The sequence below is a fragment of the Phocaeicola faecium genome, assembly GCF_014837055.1.
Taxonomy (GTDB): Bacteria; Bacteroidota; Bacteroidia; order Bacteroidales; family Bacteroidaceae; genus Phocaeicola; species Phocaeicola gallinarum.
The window spans coordinates 190,571-210,592 of sequence record NZ_JACSPQ010000002.1 but is presented as its reverse complement, the minus strand read 5'-3'; the positions used below and the strand labels follow the sequence as shown (position 1 = coordinate 210,592).

Below are 20,022 nucleotides of genomic sequence, written 5' to 3'. Positions count from 1 at the left end.
TTATTTAATTCCATTGGTTAATGAATAAGGTTTCTCTTCCGGTTGCTGTCCGCGCTTCTTGTCGGGACGGCTGCTCATCTCGTACTCCCAAACTCCGCCTTTCAACAAATCGGCATGAGTTACGTACAACTTGTCGTACCGCTTGCCGTTGATCCGCAATGACTTCACGTAACGTTTGCTGTCGCTCACGCCCGGCGCTTTTATCTCCAGCGTATTTCCGTTGGGCAATTTCAGCTTCAGATACGGGAAATAAGGAGCACCCAATACATATTGGTCGGTTCCCGGACAAACGGGATAAAAGCCCATTACCGTAAACATGTACCAAGCCGACATCTGTCCGCAGTCATCGTTCCCGCTCAGTCCGTTGATGTCATTGCGATACATGCGGTCGATTATTTCGCGTGTCCAGAATTGCGTTTTCCACGGTTCCGAAGTCCATGCGTACAGATAAGGGATGTGATGGCTCGGTTCGTTACCGTGAACGTAGCCTCCTATCAAGCCTTCTTCCGTAATGTCTTCATTCTTTTCGTAATACATCTTGTCGAGATGCATTTCAAACAAATCGTCCAGTCGCTTCACAAATGTCTTTTCACCGCCCATCAGGTCTATCATTCCGTACACATCGTGGGGAACGTGGAAAGAGAAATTCCACGAATTACCTTCTATAAAACCCTCGCCGTGCGTTTGCAGCGGGTCGAAATCTTTCTTAAAACTGCCGTCAGCGTAACGGGGACGGGCAAAACCGGTTTCCGCATCGAACACCGTGCGGTAATTCAGCGCGCGTTTATAGTAGCGGTCGGCAGTTTCTTTGTCCCCAAGACGCAGTGCGGTTTGGTAAACCGTCCAATCATCGTATGCAAACTCCAACGTAGACGAAACAGCCGTACTGCTCTTTTCAAACGGAATATATCCCAGCCGCTTGTAATCGCCCAAATGGTCGTAATAATCTACATTCGAAGTCTCAACCATTGCTTTTAAAGCCCCTTTGGTATCGCGAGTATATACATTCTTTATAATAGCGTCCGCCACCGCCGATGTACCGTGATAACCGCTCATACACCAGTTTTCGTTTCCCATCAGGCTCCATACCGGAAGCATCCCGTGAACACTTTGCTGCTGATGGCAAACCATCGATTCTACCATGTCTGCACCCTTGTCCGGAGCTATCAGATTCAGGAAAGGATGTTCGGCACGATACGTGTCCCACAATGAGAATACGGTGTAATTCGTAAAGTCTTTTGCCTGATGGATGTTATGATCCAATCCGCGGTAAGCACCGTCCACATCCATATAAACGGAAGGATTAATCATCGTATGATACAGCGAGGTGTAGAACATGGCTTTCTCGTCCTCAGTACCCTCTACTTCAAACAGGCTGAGCGCACCGTTCCAGCTATCGGCTGCCGAAGCTGCTATCTGCTCAAACGTTTTTCCGCCTGCTTCGGCTGCCAGATTCTTCAGAGCGCCCTCCGTACTGACGGCAGAAAGAGCGACTTTGACAACCAACTCAGGTGAAGCCGAAGTATCGAAATTAAAATAAGATACGATAGAGCGTCCCGTCATTTCAGGGAAGTTTTTCTCCATATTGAAGCGTCGCCAAAAACCGGTGTACATCGGTTTCTTTTTATCCACATAGCCGTATTCTTTTATCGGCTGAGAAAAAGAGATGGCAAAATACGTATAGTTGGTACGTGCCCACCCGTTGGTTATGCGGTATCCCGTAAGCAAGGTATCGTTTTCTACCCGCAGGTTTGCCCAGAGCACTTTTCCGTCGTAATTATAAATGCCATGAGTCAAATCCAGAACAAGATGCCCGTCGGTAGCTGCGGGGAACGTATATTTATGTACACCTACGCGGGGAGTGGCGGTAAGCTGGGCTTTTACCCCGTAATCATCCAACTTGACTTCGTAATATCCCGCCGACACACGCTCGGTAGCATGGCTGTAACGTGAACGGTAACCTTCTTCGGGATGAGAAGCCCGTCCGGGATTCAGTTTCAGTTCACCCGTGGCAGGCATGATAAGAATGTCTCCCAAATCGGAATGTCCTGTACCGCTCAGGTGGGTATGACTGAAGCCCACAATCGTAGGGTCGGAATACTGATAACCGGCACAATATTTATAAGCATCTTTCTGGTATTCTCCGTTCACATTATGGGGAATCGTATCCGTGTCCGGACTCAACTGCACCAATCCGAACGGAACACAAGCACCGGGAAATGTATGCCCCATTCCATTCGTACCGATAATGGGATTGACATAATCAGACACACGCTCCGATTGCGCTAAAACCGGAAGAGCAACGATACCGGCAGCCAAACAATATACAAGTTTCCGTAGCATATTATAAACAATAAGGTTTTTTAAAAGGTTGTTTTCATTTTCACTTTCACAAAATTAGAAAGCTCTGCTTCTATAAGTTTCCTCAAAAAAGACATTATTCCAATGCTCTCATAAAAAGTCTGACAAAAGAATCCAGTACACGAATACAGAACATTATTATACATTGTATTTCAACTATTTACAAATACAATATACAAATTAGAGAACAATAGAAAATTCAGGTTTATGCAAATAAAGAACATTGAAAAACAATAAGAGAATAAAAAGAGACATACATCCAATAGCTTGCAGTGACGTAATCGCATACGCCCAGAATGCCGCAGGGTTGTTTATATGGATGTTTTCGGGCGTATGCAATACGCCCCTACATTAGTAAACGGCTAAAAATTTCTACCCATAGAACCGGGCAACACTATGGGAAGAACAGGGCAACGCTACCGCATGGAATGACCAACGCTAACGGTAGCGTTTTGGAGGGGTATGCCGACAGAAAATTTCTCTTTATGAAATGGGAATCAACGGGCGTTCTTATATTGCTCACGATAGAGTTTCGGAGTGGTTCCGTAACGGCGGGAAAACTCTTTGTAGAAATAAGGGCGGCTGGAGATGCCGATGCTTTCTATTACTTCTTGGATAGTAAGGTCGGTTTCTAACAGCAGTTGGGAGGCGCGTTCCAAACGGTATTTCTTGATGAAATCGCTGGGAGGAAGTCCGGACAGCTCTTTTACTTTCCGGTAAAACTGGCGGGTGCTCATGTTCATCTTTTCTGCCATGAAGGTAGAACCTAAGTCTTCACGGCTGATGTTCTCGTCTAATGTTTCGATGAAGCGTTCTACGAAACGTATCTGTTCGGGCTGACGGCAATTCGGGAAATCGGCTGCCCATTTTCCCAAAGCCGACTCAACCAATCCGGCTTCCGCCTGACGTTTTGCCTGAAGTTCCTCGCGCGAGGCTGCCCATGCCAATGCCAGACGGTCGAAAAAGCCTTTCCGGTGAAGCCGATACATCCAAAGCGTCAGCAGCAACACGACAATTACCACCAGTATGGTATAGGTTATCTGAGAATGGTACCAATAGGGAACGATTTTCACTGCCACGGAATATTCTTCGTAAACCGTATCGAGCACGTCTTTTTTATAACGCACGCGGAACAGGTACTCACCCGGCGGAACGCGGTGGAATACGGCCTCGTTTTCTTTCGAGAAAAAGCTCCATTTGTCACTGTAACCTTCAAGTATATAGGCATACTCAATGTCGGGGTTCAGGTAATCCAACGCCACAAACTGTAAAGAGAATGTATTTTGCCCTTCCGACAAGACGATTGCCTTACGGTCGGGCGAATAAAAATCGTCTAAAGAAGCCTCTTTACGGTCGACCACCAACCGGCGCAATACCAACGGCGGATAATATTCCAACGCCGAAGAGCGCGAGCTGTCTAACCACAACAGCCCGTTTACCCCTCCCAAAAAGATATTTCCCGTATAGGGACAACGATAGTAACTGTCATCGCTAAACTCACCGATTTCAATGCCTTTGCTATAATAATACGTATAAGAACCTCCGCTTACGGGGTCGTATTTAATCATTCCTCGGTTCGTACCCAACCATAACATCCCTGTACCGTCTTTTACGATACCGTGAATCATTTCGTTGAACAAACCTTGTTCACGCCCGATGTAAACGGGCTGTACGCAAGAGTCTTTCACTGAAACCGATACCAATCCCGCGGTAGTCCCCACAAAAAAACGGTCGGCATCGTAAGCACACAGGCACAGAATGTCGTCGACTGCCTTGCCTAACATGTCGCAAAGTGAGTAAACCTGAAACTTTTCTTGCCTCAAAGCATATTTTACCAATCCTTTTCCCCGGCTTCCGAACCATAAAACGGAATCGCCCTGCACCAGTACGGAAGAAAATTCCAGCACTTCTTCCTGACCGGAAAAGCAGCGCACAGGTTCGGTCTTTTTAGCACGGGAATACCCGCTTTTCCCGTCCAGCGAAACTTTGATTATTCCGCTCCCCAACGTGGCAAGCCAAAGTATAGAGTCGTTTTCCTCGTAAACCCCGTGGATTTCGGCAACACGATTTCCCATCGAACCTCTTACGGGCAACAGCTTATCGTGTTCATACGAATAGTAATAGAGTACCGAATCGGCCATACCTACCCAAAAATCATCACTTCTGCGCTTCTTTTTCAGCGAAAACACCGGATAAAAATCTGCCTTACGCGCATAAGCAGAAAAAGAGTATTTCCCTTTGGGCGAATAAACGTCTCCTTCAAAATTCGTATCATCCTGATAATGAGGTATACGCAACAAGCCGTCTCCTTTAGTTCCTATCCAAAGCGTTCCTTCCTTGTCGGTCATAATCCCTCTAACCTGTCCGTTTATAGTCGGCGACAGTTTCTCTAAAATCAAATTCGTGACCAACGTATTCTTTTGCGCCAGCTTCACAGCACCCGCCCCGTCTGTACCCAACCATAAAATTCCCTGAGAAGAATCAACGTATACAGAAAAGATACGCAAATCTTCTCTGAACCTCTCTTCGGAATATTGATTAGAAGCGGTTAAGCGCAACAATCCGCCGGTATGAAGCATAATGAGGATATCGTCATGAAAGGACAGGATATTAACAAACGAACCATACTTTTCAACCAAGCTGCGCACATTACGGATATAAACTTTCGATTTATGGGCGACATCGTAAAAATACAAATCGTCTGTGGAATCTATAAAACAAATTATCCCATTCTGTGAATAGGTCTTTACGATGGGTACGGCATGTAAAGACGAAGAAGATACTTGGAGCTTGGTTTGAGCAGAATCATTTGAAAACGAGTTCAGGGCAAAATGAAACATCTGTGTTCCCCGGTCGGGAATGACATGCAGCACTCCTTTTGAATCGACAAAGGCACTGTTTCGCAAATTGCCCGTCCGGAAATTCAACTCAAGGATTTTGATGAACCGCTTGTGGTAGGTATTATAATAATATAAATGCTTATTGCCCAATACCCAACTGTTTCCTTGCCTATTGGAGTGAATCAGCGTTTCCTCATCCGAAAAGTGATAATTGTCGATGACTGACAATGAATCGGTGGAAAACAAGTTGATGCCCGAAAAACTCTGTACCCAGATATTACGGTTTCCGGCATCTTGGATACGGGAGATGATGTTGTTATCCAGCGTTCTCTCTTTAGAGAAGTCGGTACGGTAGACGGTGATTTCTCTGCTGTCGTAACAGTTCAGGCCGTCGTACGTACCCAGCCACATCAGTCCCAGACTGTCTTTAAACACGTCTAAAACCGCGCTGTTCGACAGTCCCTGTAAATGGTTAATGGTAAAAGAAGTATAAGTACCGGAGGCAAAAAGAGCCATCCGGAAACAAATTCCCATAAGGATGAAACACAGCCTGCGTGTACTTATACTTCTCATTCAATCAGATTAAAACAAAAACCTCAGCACATCATTAAAGTTTGCCCAGATAAGAAGCCCAAAAAGCAGGAACATTCCCACCATTTGCGCATATTCCAAGAATTTATCGCTTGGTTTCCGACGGGCGATAATCTCATAAAGCAAGAAAAGCACATGTCCGCCGTCTAAAGCCGGAATGGGCAGGATATTCATGAATGCCAATATGATAGAAAGGAATGCCGTCATAGACCAGAACCGTTCCCAATCCCATACTTTCGGGAAGATGCTTCCTATCGTTCCGAAACCTCCCACGCTTTTCGCTCCTTCTTTCGTAAAGACATACTTCATGTCGCTTACGTATCCGTTCAGCGTATTGACACCCAAAGTAATTCCGGCCGGGAAGGATTCGAAGAAACCATAATTTAAGACGGTAGGCTTATAATCGAGCAATCCGCCCGTAGCTTCTACTTTAAACTGCTTGTTGGTCTGCACCTCCACGGTATCGCGCATCCCATTACGCGAATAAACTAACGAAAATGAGGCTGTTTCTTTCTTTTCTAATTCTGCCTGTGTCTGCAATTTGCCCATCTCGTCTTGAAACTCATTCCATGAATGAATGGACGTTTCGTTTACAGCCAGCAAAGAATCGCCCGACTGTATGCCTGCTTTAGCAAAACCTCCCCCGGCTATAACCGAATCGACTACGTTAGGATAAAATACGTCAACAAACATAGGGTCTTCTTTTGCCACATCTAACAAACTGAGTTCAGGCATGAGAATTTTTTTCTCTTCTCCCTCACGCAATACGGTAACTTCGCGAGCCTCAACGATGCTGCGAACCATATCCATATCGAACCGTTCAAGTTCTTTACCGTCTGCCGATTTCAAGATATCGCCATCACGGAAACCGATATTTTGAGCGGTTTCATTGAATTTCATGCCGTGGGTCATATCTTTCAAAGCAATATACTGGTCGCCCCACGTAAACAAAATCATGGAATAAATAATCAATGCCAATATGAAGTTCATCATTACACCTCCAATCATGACCAGCAGACGCTGCCACGCCGGTTTTGAACGGAACTCCCACGGCTGGGCCGGCTTTTTCATCTGTTCCGTATCCATTGATTCGTCAATCATTCCGGAGATTTTACAATATCCTCCTAACGGAAGCCAACCTATACCGTATTCTGTGTCGCTGTTTTTGGGCTTAAACTTAAATAATGAAAACCACGGATCGAAAAAAATATAAAACTTCTCCACACGAATCTTGAAGAGACGCGCAAAGAAAAAGTGTCCTCCCTCATGGACAATTACCAACAACGATAAGCTGAGTATTAACTGAAGGGCACGAATTAAAAATGTTTCCATTCTACGTTATTCTTTATTATCTGTTTTGTTACTATTACTTATTCATCCCGTTAATCACTAATTCGGCTGCAATACGCCGTGTTTCCGCATCGGTTTCCACATAATCGTTATACGTGGGAACTTTGATAAAAGGAACCATCGACATGGCTTTTTCTATCACTTCGCTCATCTTCAGGAAAGATAGCTGGTCTTTCAAGAAAGCCGAAACGACTACTTCGTTTGCCGCATTGACAATGCAAGGCATATTTCCACCCTGATGTAAAGCTTCGTATGCCAAAGCCAGATTACGGAAGCGCGTAGTATCGGGGGCTTCGAATGTCAGCGTACTATATTTGGCAAAATCCAGCCGTTCGCCCGACAAATGTTCGCGCCGAGGATAAGAAAAAGCGTACTGGATAGGCAAACGCATATCGGGTACTCCCAACTGTGCCTTCACCGCTCCGTCTTCAAATTCTACCATCGAATGAATGACCGACTGAGGATGTACCACAACCTCGATTTGGTCGGGACGTACGCCAAATAGCCATTTAGCTTCTATCACTTCAAATCCTTTGTTCATCATCGAAGCCGAATCAATCGTGATTTTTGCTCCCATGTGCCAATTCGGATGTTTCAAGGCTTGTTCTTTTGTAACCGAACGGAGCTGTTCCATTGTCAGTGTCCGGAAAGGTCCTCCCGATGCCGTCAGGATTATCTTATGTACCGGATTCTCACGCTCCAAACATTGGAATATAGCCGAGTGTTCCGAATCGACAGGAAGTATCGGTGTATGGTATTGCGAAGCCAAATCATTAATCAATTCACCGGCAACAACCAGTGTTTCTTTATTTGCCAACGCAATGGTCTTTCCGGCCTTAATGGCATTTATAGTAGGACGCAGTCCGGCATAACCTACCATTGCCGTAAGCACAATATGAATAGGCCCCGACTCTACAATCTGACACAAGGCATCAGTCCCGGCATAAACCTTTATCGGCAAATCAGACAGCGCCTCTTTTAACTGAATGTATTTATCTTCATTGGCTATAACTACGGCTTCGGGCATGAACTTCCGGGCTTGCTCTGCCAGCAGTTCCACCTTATTATTTGCGGTCAGTGCGTAAACTTCATACAAGTCGGGATGTTCTTCCACCACCTGCAAGGCCTGTGTACCAATAGAACCTGTTGAACCTAATATCGCTATTTGTTTTTTCATACTATCAAAAGACTATATATTTTTCCGGGTTAATCGGATTTCCTTTATGCCACAATTCAAAATGAATATAAGGTTTACCATTCTCTGTGTCGCCTTTGGTCCCCACTAAAGCGATAACTTCACCTCCTTTTACCCGGTCGCCCTCTCGCTTTATCAACGAACCACAGTGCTTATAAACCGTAATGAAATTCTGTGTATGCTGTATCTGTATCACATAACCGGCTTCCGCCGTATAAGCTGCCAATATAACCGTACCATCGAGTGCAGAAAGAATACTCCCATTAGGACTTGCGGTAAAGTCGATGCCGAAATGTTTCTTTTCAGGATTAAAAGCTGTTGTTGCCACTCCCCGAAGAGGACGGTAAAATATCAATCCCGCCGCGTCGCTGACATCTCTTACCGCAGTAAGATTATAACGTTCTTTTTCTTCATACTGCTTACGGAAATCTTCTTCTTCCTTAGTCCGTTCCATCAAATTCTCGGCGCGCACGTTTGTAAGAGAGTCTATCGAAAGAACGGTATCGGCTTTCACCCTGCCGCTGATAATATCCTGAACATTCATGATATAATGGTTCTGGCGTTCTAACGCCAACCGGAGTGAATCGGCACGCAACGCATTCGATACAACCTGTTTACGCACCTCGCTGTTCATATAACCGGGCAAGTAATTGCGCAACGGAGTGAAAGTTATTATCAGTGCCGCAATCACAAAAATAGCCGTACATACGCAAAGCAAAACCGAAAGCCCGTTCAGTTTAGACACATGGATGCCTACTACTTCTTCCAAAGTATTTTCATTGATAATCGTCAGCTTATATTTAAACTTAACGTTATGCCAAAACGCTTTACGGTTTCTTTTCCCCATGTCTGTCAATCCAATAACCCTTCAGGTATGTCTACGGTCAGAATCTTTTTCTTTTTATCCAATCCTACAATAAATTCTTCATGCGCCGGAAGCAATAGTTCTTTGCCTTCTTTCTCAATAACAAACAATACGTTTATAGTAGCATCATCCACATCTACAATAGACCCTAAATCACCGTGACGGACATCTTTTACCTGAAAGCCGACAAAGAAGTTCCACGAAGTGATTTCGTCTTGTTCATCCATGTATTTCTTAGGAAAATACACTTCGACATTGGTGAATCTCCGTGCCGCTTCTGCCGAATCAATTCCCTCAAACTTTACCAAAGCCATATTGTCAGAACGGAAACGGTATTCCTCGAGAAAGAAAGGAACCAAAATACCGTCTAACAGCAAAATCAAATAATCGCAATCGTCTACACGGTCGAATATATCATCAGTAAAGGTAAACGACAGTTCACCCTTGATTCCGTGCGGCTTATTGAGAATTCCGATTTTAAAAACTTCGTCTTTCTTTATCATAATGAGTCTTTATTCTATACGGGTGATACGTGCGCCAAGCGCCGTCAGTCGTTGTTCGATGTTTTGATATCCGCGGTCTATCTGCTCAATGTTATGGATACGGCTGATTCCTTCAGCGCTCAGGGCAGCAATCAACAAAGCAATACCGGCACGAATATCAGGCGATGACATGTTTCCGCCACGTAAATTGAAGTTCCGGTCATGACCGATAACTACCGCCCGATGAGGGTCGCACAAAATAATCTGTGCCCCCATATCAATCAGTTTATCAACAAAAAACAAGCGACTTTCAAACATCTTTTGATGAATCAACACGCTACCTTTCGCCTGCGTAGCCACAACAAGCATTACGCTCAGCAAGTCGGGGGTAAGTCCGGGCCACGGAGCATCCGCTATAGTCATGATAGAACCGTCAATGAATGATTCTATCTGATAATGGTCTTGTTGCGGAACCAAGATATCATCCCCCCGCTGTTCGATTTGAATACCTAAACGGCGGAAACTGTTGGGTATGATACCGAGGTTATCATACGAGACGTTTTTTATGAGTATTTCGCTACCTGTCATTGCAGCCATGCCGATAAAGCTCCCCACTTCAATCATATCGGGCAAAGCAGTATGCGTGCATCCTTTCAGTGATTCAACCCCCTCAATAGTCAACAGATTTGAAGCGATACCGGATATACGGGCTCCCATGCGGTTCAGCATCCGGCAAAGTTGCTGAATATAGGGTTCGCAGGCTGCGTTATAAATAGTGGTAGTTCCTTCTGCTAACACGGCTGCCATGATGATATTGGCTGTTCCGGTTATCGAGGCCTCATCAAGCAACATGAACGTACCCTTCAATCGATCGGCATAGATTTTAAAAACGCCTCTCGAAGCATCGTAATCAAAAGAAGCGCCTAATTTTTGAATACCCAAGAAATGCGTATCCAAACGGCGACGACCTATTTTATCTCCTCCCGGTTTGGCTATCAAAGCCTTGCCGAAACGGGCTAACAGCGGTCCCACAAGCATCACAGAGCCGCGCAACTTCGAACAACGGGTAAGGAATTCTTCGCTTTCCAAATATTCCCTATCTATTGTTGCTGCTTTAAACGTATAAGTATCTCCCGACTTTTTCGAGACTTCAACCCCCATGTCGCGCAACATCTGAATCAGATTGTTAACATCCAAGATGTTAGGCACATTACTAATGGTTACTTCTTCTTCGGTAAGCAACGTGGCGCAAAGCAGTTGCAAGACCTCATTCTTAGCCCCTTGCGGAATAATCTCTCCGTGTAGCTTATGTCCTCCTTCAATTACAAACGAAGCCATAATACGTCCGTTTTTATTGGTTTTGGTTATTATATTTTTTCTTCGACTGATTATTGTTTGCCGGACGACGACGCGAATTAAACGTGCGTTGCTCGAAAAAGCGTACGTCTTCGATAGAACATTTTATCTTTCCGTCCGACAGTTCATAAAGATCTTCCAATATCTTCGTATCTTCCACTCCATCTTTATTCCATGCCACATAATCTTTTTTCATGTGGTTGACTATCAGATTTACCAGTTGCTTTTTCTCGTCGCCTTCTTCAAAATCAGATGCTATTTTTATCAAATCCTGAACAAACCGCCCGTAATGACGATAACGAATATTATGCTGTAAATAAGGGATTCGCTCAGGCTTAACTTCCAGCTCTTCCTTTTTCACTATTTCTACGGGATAGTCGATATCCAACTTAAAATCGGACATTATGGCCAGATGGTCCCACAACTTGCGATTAAAATCAGAAGCATCGCGCAAAAGTGGAAACATATTTCCCATTATATTAATTATTGTATTGGCACAACGCTGACGTTCTTCACGGTCTTCGATAGTCAGCGCATAATCTACCATGTTTTGCACGCTACGTCCGTATTCCGGCAACGGCAATTTACGTTTCTGCGTATTGTATTCCATTCTAATTTATAACTAAATAGAAACCATCAGACAGAGATGAAAGGTTTTCTCACCTGTTTCCGGCTTCATGGTTCGACGTATGACATTAAATGTAAAAACTTCCGGCAGGTATCTTATTCCTATCAAAAAAACATTGGGACAAATTCATGAAGACCACGCAGCGAAGTTCATCAACCAAGCGTATGTTTTACATCAAATATCCCAATATCTTTTTAAAGGTTTCAGAACCGGATTTCAATGCGCCTATAACCGCTTAAAGAAGTTTTTTAGGCACAGAGGTGACAAACTCTTTCAGATAGAACGGTTCAAAATATGCCACATCTTTAAAGTTTTCGCGTGCCATCTCTTTTTCTGCAAGCGGAAACATCCACTTAGCCAGCGGATTTATATTTTCAATAAAATGGGCATTCGGATGCGTCAGCTTCGAGCGACACTTCTCCGCACCGTTTCCAAAGAAGTAAACAGGATGTTCTGCCAAAAAACCGGCGTATGAATTTTCATCGATAATATCAGCCGAAATAGCCCGTTGTGCTTTCAGAGAGCGGTCGTAAACGGCTGCATAGACTTCCATACGCCGTGCATCTATCATCGGACAAAGCAATGCATCTTCCGGCAAGTCATGAAAAAGCAAGATGGGAACACACATTACTTCCAGTGTAGGCAGTCCGATAAGCGGAATATTACGTCCGTAACAGATACCTTTCGCCATCGATACCCCGATACGCAGTCCGGTGTACGACCCCGGACCACAGCTTACTGCCACTGCATCGACCGGAATCGCATGACTATCGGCAAACGATAGCGCTTCGTCTACAAAGACGCCTAACGTTACAGCATGAGAAGGCCCGTTGAAGTCTTCTTTCGAAAAAATAGAAGCTCCGTCCTGACTCACTGCTACGGAACATACATCCGTTGATGTTTCAATATGTAAAATACACGACATAATACAATCTTAAATTATTAGCAATCTGCAAATATACATTTTTATTTGCACTCCCGTCTCTTCTTCGGATGTTTTTAAAGCCCGTTAATAAATATATTCTTAACAAAAGAGATTCACAACCAAATAAATTCCGGCGGCAAGCAACGCGCTGACAGGTATCGTCAAAACCCAAGCAGTCATCAGGCTACGGGTAACTCCCCAACGAACTGCCGACAAGCGTTTGGTAGCCCCCACACCGATAATGGCGCCCGTGATAGTATGCGTTGTACTGACGGGTATTTTCAAATACTCAGTGAGATACAACGTAAAAGCACCGGCTGTTTCCGCTACTACGCCTTCGAGCGGAGTAACGCGCGTAATCTTGTTTCCCATCGTCTTTACAATTTTCCATCCTCCCGACATGGTTCCGAGCGAGATAGCTGTAAAGCAAGAAAAGGCAACCCAATCGGGCAAATCGGCTATGCTGTTTATTCCCATACCTAACCCTTGTGAATGGGCTGCTATCATCGCTGCGGCAATGATACCCATCACTTTCTGAGAATCATTCAGTCCGTGACCGATACTGAACAAGGCGGAAGAAACCAGCTGAAGTTTCTTAAACCACATTTCGGCTGTATGCGGGCGCGATTTCTTACACAGATTCAGGACAATCAGCGTAAATCCGAATGCCACAATCATACCAATAAAAGGTGCAAGAAAAATAAAGGCTGCTATTTTCAGAATGATATTAAGCTGTATGGCTTCAAAACCGTGTGCCATGATTGCTGCACCGGCAAATCCGCCAATCAAAGTATGAGACGAAGAAGAAGGAATTCCTTTCCACCAAGTAAACAAATTCCAGATAATGGCGGCAATTACTCCTGACAAGATAATAGGTAAGGTGATGTAATCTTCGAAAACCGTTTTCGATACGGTATTGGCGATACCGAAATCGCCAATAATATACTTGGCTATGAAAAAAGCCACGAAATTAAAACATGCCGCCCACACCACAGCTTGAAAAGGTGTAAGGACTTTAGTAGAAACGATTGTCGCTATTGAGTTCGCAGCATCATGAAATCCGTTAATGTAATCGAATATCAGTGCTAAAACGATGATGGTTATTAATAGTTCCATATACTTATGTTATCCGCTTCTGTTGTTTTAATTAAGCATACTTCACTATCAGGCTCTTCAACACTTTTCCTACATGCTCGGCAGCATCGGTTGTCTTCTCTAAGCACTGCATGATTTCTTTTGTTTTAAGAATCTCGATGCAATCTTTCTCTTCGCGGAAAAGTCGGGTGATAAACAGTTCATAAACATCGTCGGCATGATTCTCTATCTGATGGAGCTGTAAGCAACACTCGCGCAACGAAGCGGGTTTCTTCGAGAATGTTTCCAGCTCATCCATCGCTTTACATATATGTACAGCGCCTTCGTGAATCAATACAGCCAACTCTTTGCCACTATCCGAAATAGAACGGGGATTATAGATGGCGATACGCTTCGCTGCGCTGTTTATACAGTCTATAATATCATCGGTCGATGATGCCAAATCGTGGATGTCTTCTCTGTCGAATGGGGTGATAAACGTTTTCCCCAGTTCTTCAAAAATACGATTTGTCAACTGGTCTCCCTGTCGTTCCACGTCTTTAATCTTCTTGTAGTATTCGCTTCTCTCTTCCGGAGATTCGTGTTTCAAACTCTCCATTAACAGCTCAGAAGCTGACAACACGATTTCAGACAATTGTTTCAATAACGGAAAAAACTTAGTTTCCTTAGGGGCAAAACGGCTAAAGAATGAATTTTTCATTTGCAGTAGTTTTTAATTATAGTTTATCTCTTATTTGCTTTCAGTTTAGCGCGCAATGTCTCGATTACGGCAGGAAGTATAGATATCACAATAATGGCAACCAGCACCAGCTTTAAGTTTTCTTGCACAAAGGGAATGTCGCCAAAGAAATAACCGGCATAACAGAATATGCCAACCCAAGCTGCCGCGCCGAGCAGGTTATATACAATAAAATAATAATAGTGCATTTTCCCCATTCCGGCTACAAAAGGCGCCAGCGTGCGCACGATGGGAACAAAACGGGCGATAACGATGGTCTTTCCTCCGTATTTCCGATAAAAGTCGTGGGTTTTCTCCAGATATTCTTGCTTGAATATGCGGGAGTGGGGATTCCTGAACAGCTTGTGCCCGAAGAAACGCCCTATCTCGTAGTTGCAACTGTCTCCGAGGGCGGCAGCGGCAAACAAAATCAAAGCTAAAAGATTCACGCTGAGTGGAACATCGGGCTGAGCGGCAATCGCTCCCGAAACGAAGAGCAGCGAATCGCCCGGAAGAAAGGGCGTGACAACCAGTCCGGTTTCGCAGAAAATGATTAAGAACAAAATTGCATACGTCCACAAATGATAATCCTGTACTATTTCAATCATGTACCGGTCGATATGCAAAATAAAGTCAATGATAAATTCCATATAGAGTTCAAATTAAGAGTTGTCCGGATAAAGAAAAGTAAGCGTACAGATTCCCGAGGCAGATATACTCATATCCTCCGACAAGAAGCCTCGGCATGATGTCATGAACAGACTTAATCGTATGTTGCACATCCATTGTGTCATAACGGGCGCAAAGTTATCAAAATAATCTGTTATTTCGATGCTATCAAACACAAAATTTATATGCCTTCTTGCCGTGTCTCACAGAAAATCTGTACTTTTACCTGACATTTTAAACAAACAAGAGCCATGCAAAATTTTGAATGTGATTATTTGGAAGGCGCACATCCGCTGATTATGGAGCGTCTTGCCGCTACCAATATGGAAAAAACTCCGGGTTATACGGAAGACTGTTACTGTGAGGAAGCGCGCCGCAAGATACGCCAAGCCTGCGGATGTCCCGACGCTGAAGTTTATTTTTTAGTAGGAGGAACCCAAACAAACGCCACGGTGATAGATGCTTTGCTCCGGCCTTACGAGGGGGTGGTTGCCACCGAAACCGGACACATCAACCAGCATGAGGCGGGAGCGATTGAGGCGGGCGGACACAAGGTTTTACCCGTTCCGCACCGGGAGGGTAAGATGGAAGCCGGGATGTTAAGCCGGTATCTGAAAAACTTTTTTGCCGATGAAGCGTATGCCCACATGGTGAATCCCGGAATGGTTTATCTTTCTCATCCCACGGAGTACGGAACACTTTATACGCGGAGTGAGCTGGAAGCCATTGCTGCCGTATGCAAGGAATACCGCTTGCCGCTCTTCTTAGACGGGGCGCGTTTGGGATACGGTCTGGCTGCCGAAGAGACGGATGTGACGCTCGAAACCATCGCATCGGTATGCGACGTGTTTTACATCGGAGGCACGAAAGTGGGAGCATTGTTCGGCGAGGCAGTCGTTTTCCCGCGTCCGGGCATTGTAAAGCAATTCTTTACCATCGTGAAGCGTCACGGGGCATTATTGGCAAAGGGACGCTTGTTGGGCATACAGTTTGATACATTGTTTACCGACGGGCTGTATCTGGATATTTCACGCCATGCCATCAAAATGGCTGCACGGCTGCGTCAGGCACTGACCGAGCGGGGATATACGTTTTTTATCCGTCCGCAAACCAACCAGCTTTTTGTTTCTCTCCCGATGGAAAAGGTCGACGAGCTGAGCCGGAAGGTACGCTTCAGTGTATGGGAGAAGCATGAAAATCATACGGCAGTGGTCCGTTTCGCCACCAGTTGGGCTACCAGACCCGAAGACATCGACGAGCTGATCAGCCTGCTTTAGGAGAAAGCGTAACACTCTCTGTTTCAACAAGGAACAAAACCTGAAAATTCTACCCATAGGACGAGTATATTCTATGGGTAGAACAAGGCAACGCAACCGCTTGGACGAAGCAACGCTACCCATAGTTTTTCAGGGGCAAACAGCCAACCCGATTTCCTCCTTCACCGAATACCTTATCGGAAAATTTAAACAGGCTCTTAAACAGTCACTCAATAAAAATTCCTACCTTTGCAGCAACTAAAAAAATTGAGAAATTATGATACAATCAATGACCGGATATGGCAAATCGACAACCGTATTCGGAGGCAAAAAGATTCATGTTGAAATAAAATCGCTAAATAGCAAGGCGATGGACTTATCTACGCGCATCGCTCCTCTTTATCGGGAAAAAGAAATGGAAATCCGTAACTTGGTATCACAGACATTGGAACGTGGAAAAGTGGATTTCAGCTTATGGGTGGAAAAAGACACCGCCGAAATCGCCACCCCGATAAACGTCGCCTTAATAGAGAATTATTACAATCAGATAAAGACAATCTCCGATAGTTGTAACATTCCGCTTCCCGCCGACTGGTTTGCAACGTTGCTTCGTATGCCCGATGTACTGACGCGGGTAGATGTGCAAGAATTGGAAGAAGAAGAATGGGTGGTAGTCCGCAAGGTAATCGAAGATGCTCTGACCAACCTTACCGATTTCAGAAAGCAGGAGGGCAAAGCCTTAGAGAAAAAATTCACTGAAAAAATTGACAACATCGAACGTCTTCTGAAATCCATCGAGCCGTTTGAAAAAGAACGGGTAAGCAAAGTTCGCGAACGCATTACCGAAGCATTGGAAAAAACGCTGAATACTGATTATGACAAAAACCGCTTGGAGCAGGAATTGATTTATTACATCGAGAAGCTGGATATCAATGAAGAAAAACAGCGCTTGACGAATCACCTGAAGTATTTCCGCGAAACAATGGCGGGCGGACACGGACAGGGTAAAAAACTGGGATTCATCGCCCAAGAAATGGGACGTGAAATCAATACCACGGGCAGCAAATCAAATCATGCCGAAATGCAGAATATCGTGGTGCAGATGAAGGATGAACTGGAACAAATAAAAGAACAAGTTTTAAACGTTTTATAAGTATGGGAAAACTAATCATCTTCTCCGCCCCGTCGGGTTCAGGAAAATCGACCATCATCAACTACCTGCTAACTCAAAATTTAAACCTTGCTTTTTCTATCTCGGCAACCAGCCGTCCGCCCCGCGGTACGGAACAAAACGGGGTTGAATATTTTTTCCTCACTCCGGAAGAGTTCAGGCAACGCATTGCCAACGGCGAATTTCTGGAATACGAAGAGGTTTACAAAGACCGCTTTTACGGCACGCTGAAAGCACAGGTGGAAAAACAGTTAGAAGCAGGACAGAATGTGATTTTCGATGTAGACGTGGTAGGCGGATGTAATATCAAACAATATTATGGCGACCGCGCCTTGTCGGTTTTCATTCAGCCGCCTTCGGTAGAGGAACTGCGCAAACGCCTCAACGGACGCGGAACGGATGCGCCTGAAGTAATAGAGAGCCGCATTGCCAAAGCCGAATTTGAATTGAGCTACGCCGACAAGTTTGATGTAAGAATTATAAATGACAAACTTGAAGCGGCTGAAGCCGAAGCGTTAAAAATAATCAGTAACTTCATCAAACAATAAAGAAAGGATATGATAAAAAACCCAAGAAAGATGCTGCAGTTCATGCTGATTGTGTGTATCCTCATCGGACTGGCTGCACTGGCGGTAGGAATCGTGGCACTTGCCAAACAAGAATATATCATCGCCGTAGCCATGATACTCGTTGCGGCATGGCAAATCGTGAATTACCGGAAATGGAAAAAAAGCCTATAAGAACAGGGGTATTCAGCGGTTCGTTCAATCCGATCCACATCGGACATCTGGCTTTGGCGAATTATTTATGCGAATATGGGGAAGTGGACGAGGTATGGTTTCTCGTCACTCCTCAGAATCCGTTCAAGCAAAAAGCGGAATTGCTGGGCGACGACCTGCGGCTGGAAATGGTGCGCAGAGCCGTGGCAGGCTATCCGCGTTTCGTGGCTTCCGATTTCGAGTTCCGTCTCCCCCGCCCTTCTTATACGGTCAATACGCTTCATCATCTGGCAGAAGCCTATCCCGACCGCGAGTTTTATCTTATCATCGGGGCAGATAATTGGGCCTCTTTTGCGCAATGGAAGTCGCCGGAAGAAATCTTGGCGCATCATCACCTGCTGATTTATCCGCGCCGTCCGTATGAGGTTGCTCCCGAATCGCTTCCTGCCCGTGCCAAAGCCGTCGATACTCCTTTGCTGGAAATCAGTGCTACATTCATCCGACGTAGCATCGAGGCAGGGAAAGACATCCGATACTTCCTGCATCCGGAGGTTTGGAAAATGATTGAAGAGCAAAAACTTTACCGCAAATCTTGACATTTTTGCTCCTCTGAATCCCTCTTATTCTTCTTCGTACAACAAATACTTGCCGCGCATTTCACGGTAACGGTTCAGGTCTTCCTGCCAAGCCGCGCGGATTTCTTCCTCCGTCTTTCCTTTCAATATATCGAGGCGTACCTGATTGGTTCCCATCAGTAAGTCGAACCAACGGGGGCGGGTGAAGAATGATTTCTCCGGATTATCGGTAAAGCTCCGGTAATGCCGATAAGCATCTAACACATATCGCAACGAAAAACCCTTCGGAGCGGATACACCTCGCAGGTCTCGCCCGTAGCAATACGTGTTTTTATGGAGCGGATTCATGTCCGAGCCTTTCGTGGGGCGGGGCATGAAACGGAAACTGAACACTTTCATCTGCGGACTTCCGTACACTTGGAAAGGATAAGGCGTTCCGCGACCAATACTGACCGAAGTTCCCTCGAAGGGACACAGCGAGGGATAAAGGGCAATGGATTGGTCGTTGGGCAAATTGGGCGACGGTTTTACCGGAAGCGAATAGGGCTGTCCGTGCTTCCACCCTTCCACGCTTACCACTGTCAGCGGGCAGGTAAGCCCTGCGCCTAACCATCCTTCCCCGTTTATCATCTGAGCCATCTCGCCTACGGTACAACCGTGAACCACAGGGATAGGCAACATTCCTACGAAACTTTTATACGCAGGCTTCAGCACCGGACCGTCCACGTAGTCACACGGGTTCGGGCGATCGAGCACCACCACCTCTTTCCCCTGTTCGGCGCAAGCCTGCATCACGTAATAAAGGGTACTGATATAGGTATAGAAGCGCGCTCCCACGTCCTGAATATCGAAAACCACCGCATCGGTTTCCGCAAGCTGGGCAGGCTGCGGCTTTTTATTTTTCCCGTAAAGTGAGGTTATCGGAATGCCTGTCTTACCGTCTCTACCGTTTTTCACCGTTGCGCCTGCGTCGGCATCTCCCCGAAAACCATGCTCAGGAGCAAATATCTGCACGATTTTCACTCCACGACTGTACAGCGTATCAAGCAAATGCGCACCGCCACACAGCGATGTCTGATTTACTACCAGCGACACGCGCTTCCCTTCAATCAGAGGCAGCAAAACATCCAAACGTTCGGCACCGGTACGAAGAGCGGCTGCCTGAATCGCCGTAACCAACCAAATACATGAGAACAGAAAGATTTTAAGTTTCATATCCAACATAA

The 20,022-nt window shown here is 45.3% G+C and carries 18 protein-coding genes; 5 read left to right on the top strand and 13 right to left on the bottom strand.

Features of this window, described 5'->3' with window-relative positions; all coding sequences use genetic code 11:
- The 12 genes from H9626_RS06435 to H9626_RS06380 form a co-directional block, all read right to left on the bottom strand.
- Positions 1 to 2,343: a GH92 family glycosyl hydrolase gene (locus H9626_RS06435; RefSeq protein WP_191709968.1), complete on the bottom strand. Its 2,343-nt coding sequence runs from the start codon at positions 2,341 to 2,343 to the stop codon at positions 1 to 3.
- A gap of 515 nt (positions 2,344 to 2,858) precedes the next feature.
- Positions 2,859 to 5,774, bottom strand: a complete 2,916-nt coding sequence (locus H9626_RS06430; protein WP_191709967.1) for a helix-turn-helix domain-containing protein — start codon at positions 5,772 to 5,774, stop codon at positions 2,859 to 2,861.
- 9 nt (positions 5,775 to 5,783) lie between these two features.
- Complete coding sequence (rseP, locus tag H9626_RS06425) at positions 5,784 to 7,124, bottom strand: RIP metalloprotease RseP (RefSeq protein ID WP_178257046.1); 1,341 nt, start codon at positions 7,122 to 7,124, stop codon at positions 5,784 to 5,786.
- A 34-nt stretch (positions 7,125 to 7,158) separates the two neighbouring features.
- Entirely contained in the window at positions 7,159 to 8,319 is a 1,161-nt protein-coding gene (locus H9626_RS06420; protein WP_178257045.1) for a 1-deoxy-D-xylulose-5-phosphate reductoisomerase, read from the bottom strand.
- Positions 8,320 to 8,323: 4 nt separating this feature from the next.
- Positions 8,324 to 9,184: a murein hydrolase activator EnvC family protein gene (locus tag H9626_RS06415; protein ID WP_178257044.1), complete on the bottom strand. Its 861-nt coding sequence runs from the start codon at positions 9,182 to 9,184 to the stop codon at positions 8,324 to 8,326.
- A 5-nt stretch (positions 9,185 to 9,189) separates the two neighbouring features.
- Complete coding sequence (gene rimM, locus H9626_RS06410) at positions 9,190 to 9,705, bottom strand: ribosome maturation factor RimM (RefSeq protein ID WP_178257043.1); 516 nt, start codon at positions 9,703 to 9,705, stop codon at positions 9,190 to 9,192.
- A gap of 9 nt (positions 9,706 to 9,714) precedes the next feature.
- On the bottom strand, positions 9,715 to 11,022 hold the full coding sequence (murA, locus tag H9626_RS06405; RefSeq protein ID WP_191709966.1) for a UDP-N-acetylglucosamine 1-carboxyvinyltransferase: 1,308 nt from the start codon (positions 11,020 to 11,022) through the stop codon (positions 9,715 to 9,717).
- Between the two features lie 13 nt (positions 11,023 to 11,035).
- A complete protein-coding gene (locus H9626_RS06400; RefSeq protein WP_178257041.1) occupies positions 11,036 to 11,650 on the bottom strand; it encodes a DUF4290 domain-containing protein in 615 nt (204 codons plus the stop codon).
- 253 nt (positions 11,651 to 11,903) lie between these two features.
- On the bottom strand, positions 11,904 to 12,593 hold the full coding sequence (tsaB, locus tag H9626_RS06395; protein ID WP_191709965.1) for a tRNA (adenosine(37)-N6)-threonylcarbamoyltransferase complex dimerization subunit type 1 TsaB: 690 nt from the start codon (positions 12,591 to 12,593) through the stop codon (positions 11,904 to 11,906).
- 99 nt (positions 12,594 to 12,692) lie between these two features.
- A complete protein-coding gene (locus H9626_RS06390) occupies positions 12,693 to 13,709 on the bottom strand; it encodes an inorganic phosphate transporter (protein ID WP_191709964.1) in 1,017 nt (338 codons plus the stop codon).
- A 31-nt stretch (positions 13,710 to 13,740) separates the two neighbouring features.
- Positions 13,741 to 14,388 carry a DUF47 domain-containing protein gene (locus H9626_RS06385; RefSeq protein ID WP_178257038.1) on the bottom strand — a complete coding sequence of 216 codons (648 nt, stop codon included), beginning with the start codon at positions 14,386 to 14,388 and terminating at the stop codon, positions 13,741 to 13,743.
- 23 nt (positions 14,389 to 14,411) lie between these two features.
- The gene (locus H9626_RS06380) at positions 14,412 to 15,056 is read right to left on the bottom strand and encodes a DedA family protein (RefSeq protein WP_191709963.1); all 645 of its coding nucleotides are present in this window, start codon (positions 15,054 to 15,056) and stop codon (positions 14,412 to 14,414) included.
- Positions 15,057 to 15,326: 270 nt separating this feature from the next.
- On the opposite strand from H9626_RS06380, the gene H9626_RS06375 reads away from it, so the two are divergent.
- From H9626_RS06375 to nadD, 5 genes are all read left to right on the top strand, one after another.
- Positions 15,327 to 16,352, top strand: a complete 1,026-nt coding sequence (locus tag H9626_RS06375) for a threonine aldolase family protein (RefSeq protein ID WP_178257036.1) — start codon at positions 15,327 to 15,329, stop codon at positions 16,350 to 16,352.
- A gap of 256 nt (positions 16,353 to 16,608) precedes the next feature.
- On the top strand, positions 16,609 to 17,484 hold the full coding sequence (locus H9626_RS06370; RefSeq protein WP_178257035.1) for a YicC/YloC family endoribonuclease: 876 nt from the start codon (positions 16,609 to 16,611) through the stop codon (positions 17,482 to 17,484).
- Positions 17,485 to 17,486: 2 nt separating this feature from the next.
- Entirely contained in the window at positions 17,487 to 18,050 is a 564-nt protein-coding gene (gene gmk / locus H9626_RS06365) for a guanylate kinase (protein ID WP_178257034.1), read from the top strand.
- Positions 18,051 to 18,059: 9 nt separating this feature from the next.
- Positions 18,060 to 18,242: a hypothetical protein gene (locus H9626_RS06360; RefSeq protein WP_178257033.1), complete on the top strand. Its 183-nt coding sequence runs from the start codon at positions 18,060 to 18,062 to the stop codon at positions 18,240 to 18,242.
- On the top strand, positions 18,224 to 18,817 hold the full coding sequence (nadD, locus tag H9626_RS06355) for a nicotinate (nicotinamide) nucleotide adenylyltransferase (protein ID WP_191709962.1): 594 nt from the start codon (positions 18,224 to 18,226) through the stop codon (positions 18,815 to 18,817). The genes H9626_RS06360 and nadD overlap by 19 nt, the downstream gene beginning before the upstream one ends.
- 24 nt (positions 18,818 to 18,841) lie before the next feature.
- On the opposite strand, the gene H9626_RS06350 is transcribed toward nadD, so the two are convergent.
- Positions 18,842 to 20,011, bottom strand: coding sequence for an exo-beta-N-acetylmuramidase NamZ family protein (locus H9626_RS06350; protein ID WP_191709961.1), 1,170 nt, complete (start codon positions 20,009 to 20,011; stop codon positions 18,842 to 18,844).
- Positions 20,012 to 20,022 lie beyond the last annotated feature (11 nt).

Bases quoted from the DNA above. Each gene is read 5' to 3' on its own strand.
- H9626_RS06435 (WP_191709968.1), bottom strand. From the start codon at position 2,343: ATGCTACGGAAACTTGTATATTGTTTGGCTGCCGGTATCGTTGCTCTT.
- H9626_RS06430 (WP_191709967.1), bottom strand. From the start codon at position 5,774: ATGAGAAGTATAAGTACACGCAGGCTGTGTTTCATCCTTATGGGAATT.
- rseP (WP_178257046.1), bottom strand. From the start codon at position 7,124: ATGGAAACATTTTTAATTCGTGCCCTTCAGTTAATACTCAGCTTATCG.
- H9626_RS06420 (WP_178257045.1), bottom strand. From the start codon at position 8,319: ATGAAAAAACAAATAGCGATATTAGGTTCAACAGGTTCTATTGGTACA.
- H9626_RS06415 (WP_178257044.1), bottom strand. From the start codon at position 9,184: ATGGGGAAAAGAAACCGTAAAGCGTTTTGGCATAACGTTAAGTTTAAA.
- rimM (WP_178257043.1), bottom strand. From the start codon at position 9,705: ATGATAAAGAAAGACGAAGTTTTTAAAATCGGAATTCTCAATAAGCCG.
- murA (WP_191709966.1), bottom strand. From the start codon at position 11,022: ATGGCTTCGTTTGTAATTGAAGGAGGACATAAGCTACACGGAGAGATT.
- H9626_RS06400 (WP_178257041.1), bottom strand. From the start codon at position 11,650: ATGGAATACAATACGCAGAAACGTAAATTGCCGTTGCCGGAATACGGA.
- tsaB (WP_191709965.1), bottom strand. From the start codon at position 12,593: ATGTCGTGTATTTTACATATTGAAACATCAACGGATGTATGTTCCGTA.
- H9626_RS06390 (WP_191709964.1), bottom strand. From the start codon at position 13,709: ATGGAACTATTAATAACCATCATCGTTTTAGCACTGATATTCGATTAC.
- H9626_RS06385 (WP_178257038.1), bottom strand. From the start codon at position 14,388: ATGAAAAATTCATTCTTTAGCCGTTTTGCCCCTAAGGAAACTAAGTTT.
- H9626_RS06380 (WP_191709963.1), bottom strand. From the start codon at position 15,056: ATGGAATTTATCATTGACTTTATTTTGCATATCGACCGGTACATGATT.
- H9626_RS06375 (WP_178257036.1), top strand. From the start codon at position 15,327: ATGCAAAATTTTGAATGTGATTATTTGGAAGGCGCACATCCGCTGATT.
- H9626_RS06370 (WP_178257035.1), top strand. From the start codon at position 16,609: ATGATACAATCAATGACCGGATATGGCAAATCGACAACCGTATTCGGA.
- gmk (WP_178257034.1), top strand. From the start codon at position 17,487: ATGGGAAAACTAATCATCTTCTCCGCCCCGTCGGGTTCAGGAAAATCG.
- H9626_RS06360 (WP_178257033.1), top strand. From the start codon at position 18,060: ATGATAAAAAACCCAAGAAAGATGCTGCAGTTCATGCTGATTGTGTGT.
- nadD (WP_191709962.1), top strand. From the start codon at position 18,224: ATGGAAAAAAAGCCTATAAGAACAGGGGTATTCAGCGGTTCGTTCAAT.
- H9626_RS06350 (WP_191709961.1), bottom strand. From the start codon at position 20,011: ATGAAACTTAAAATCTTTCTGTTCTCATGTATTTGGTTGGTTACGGCG.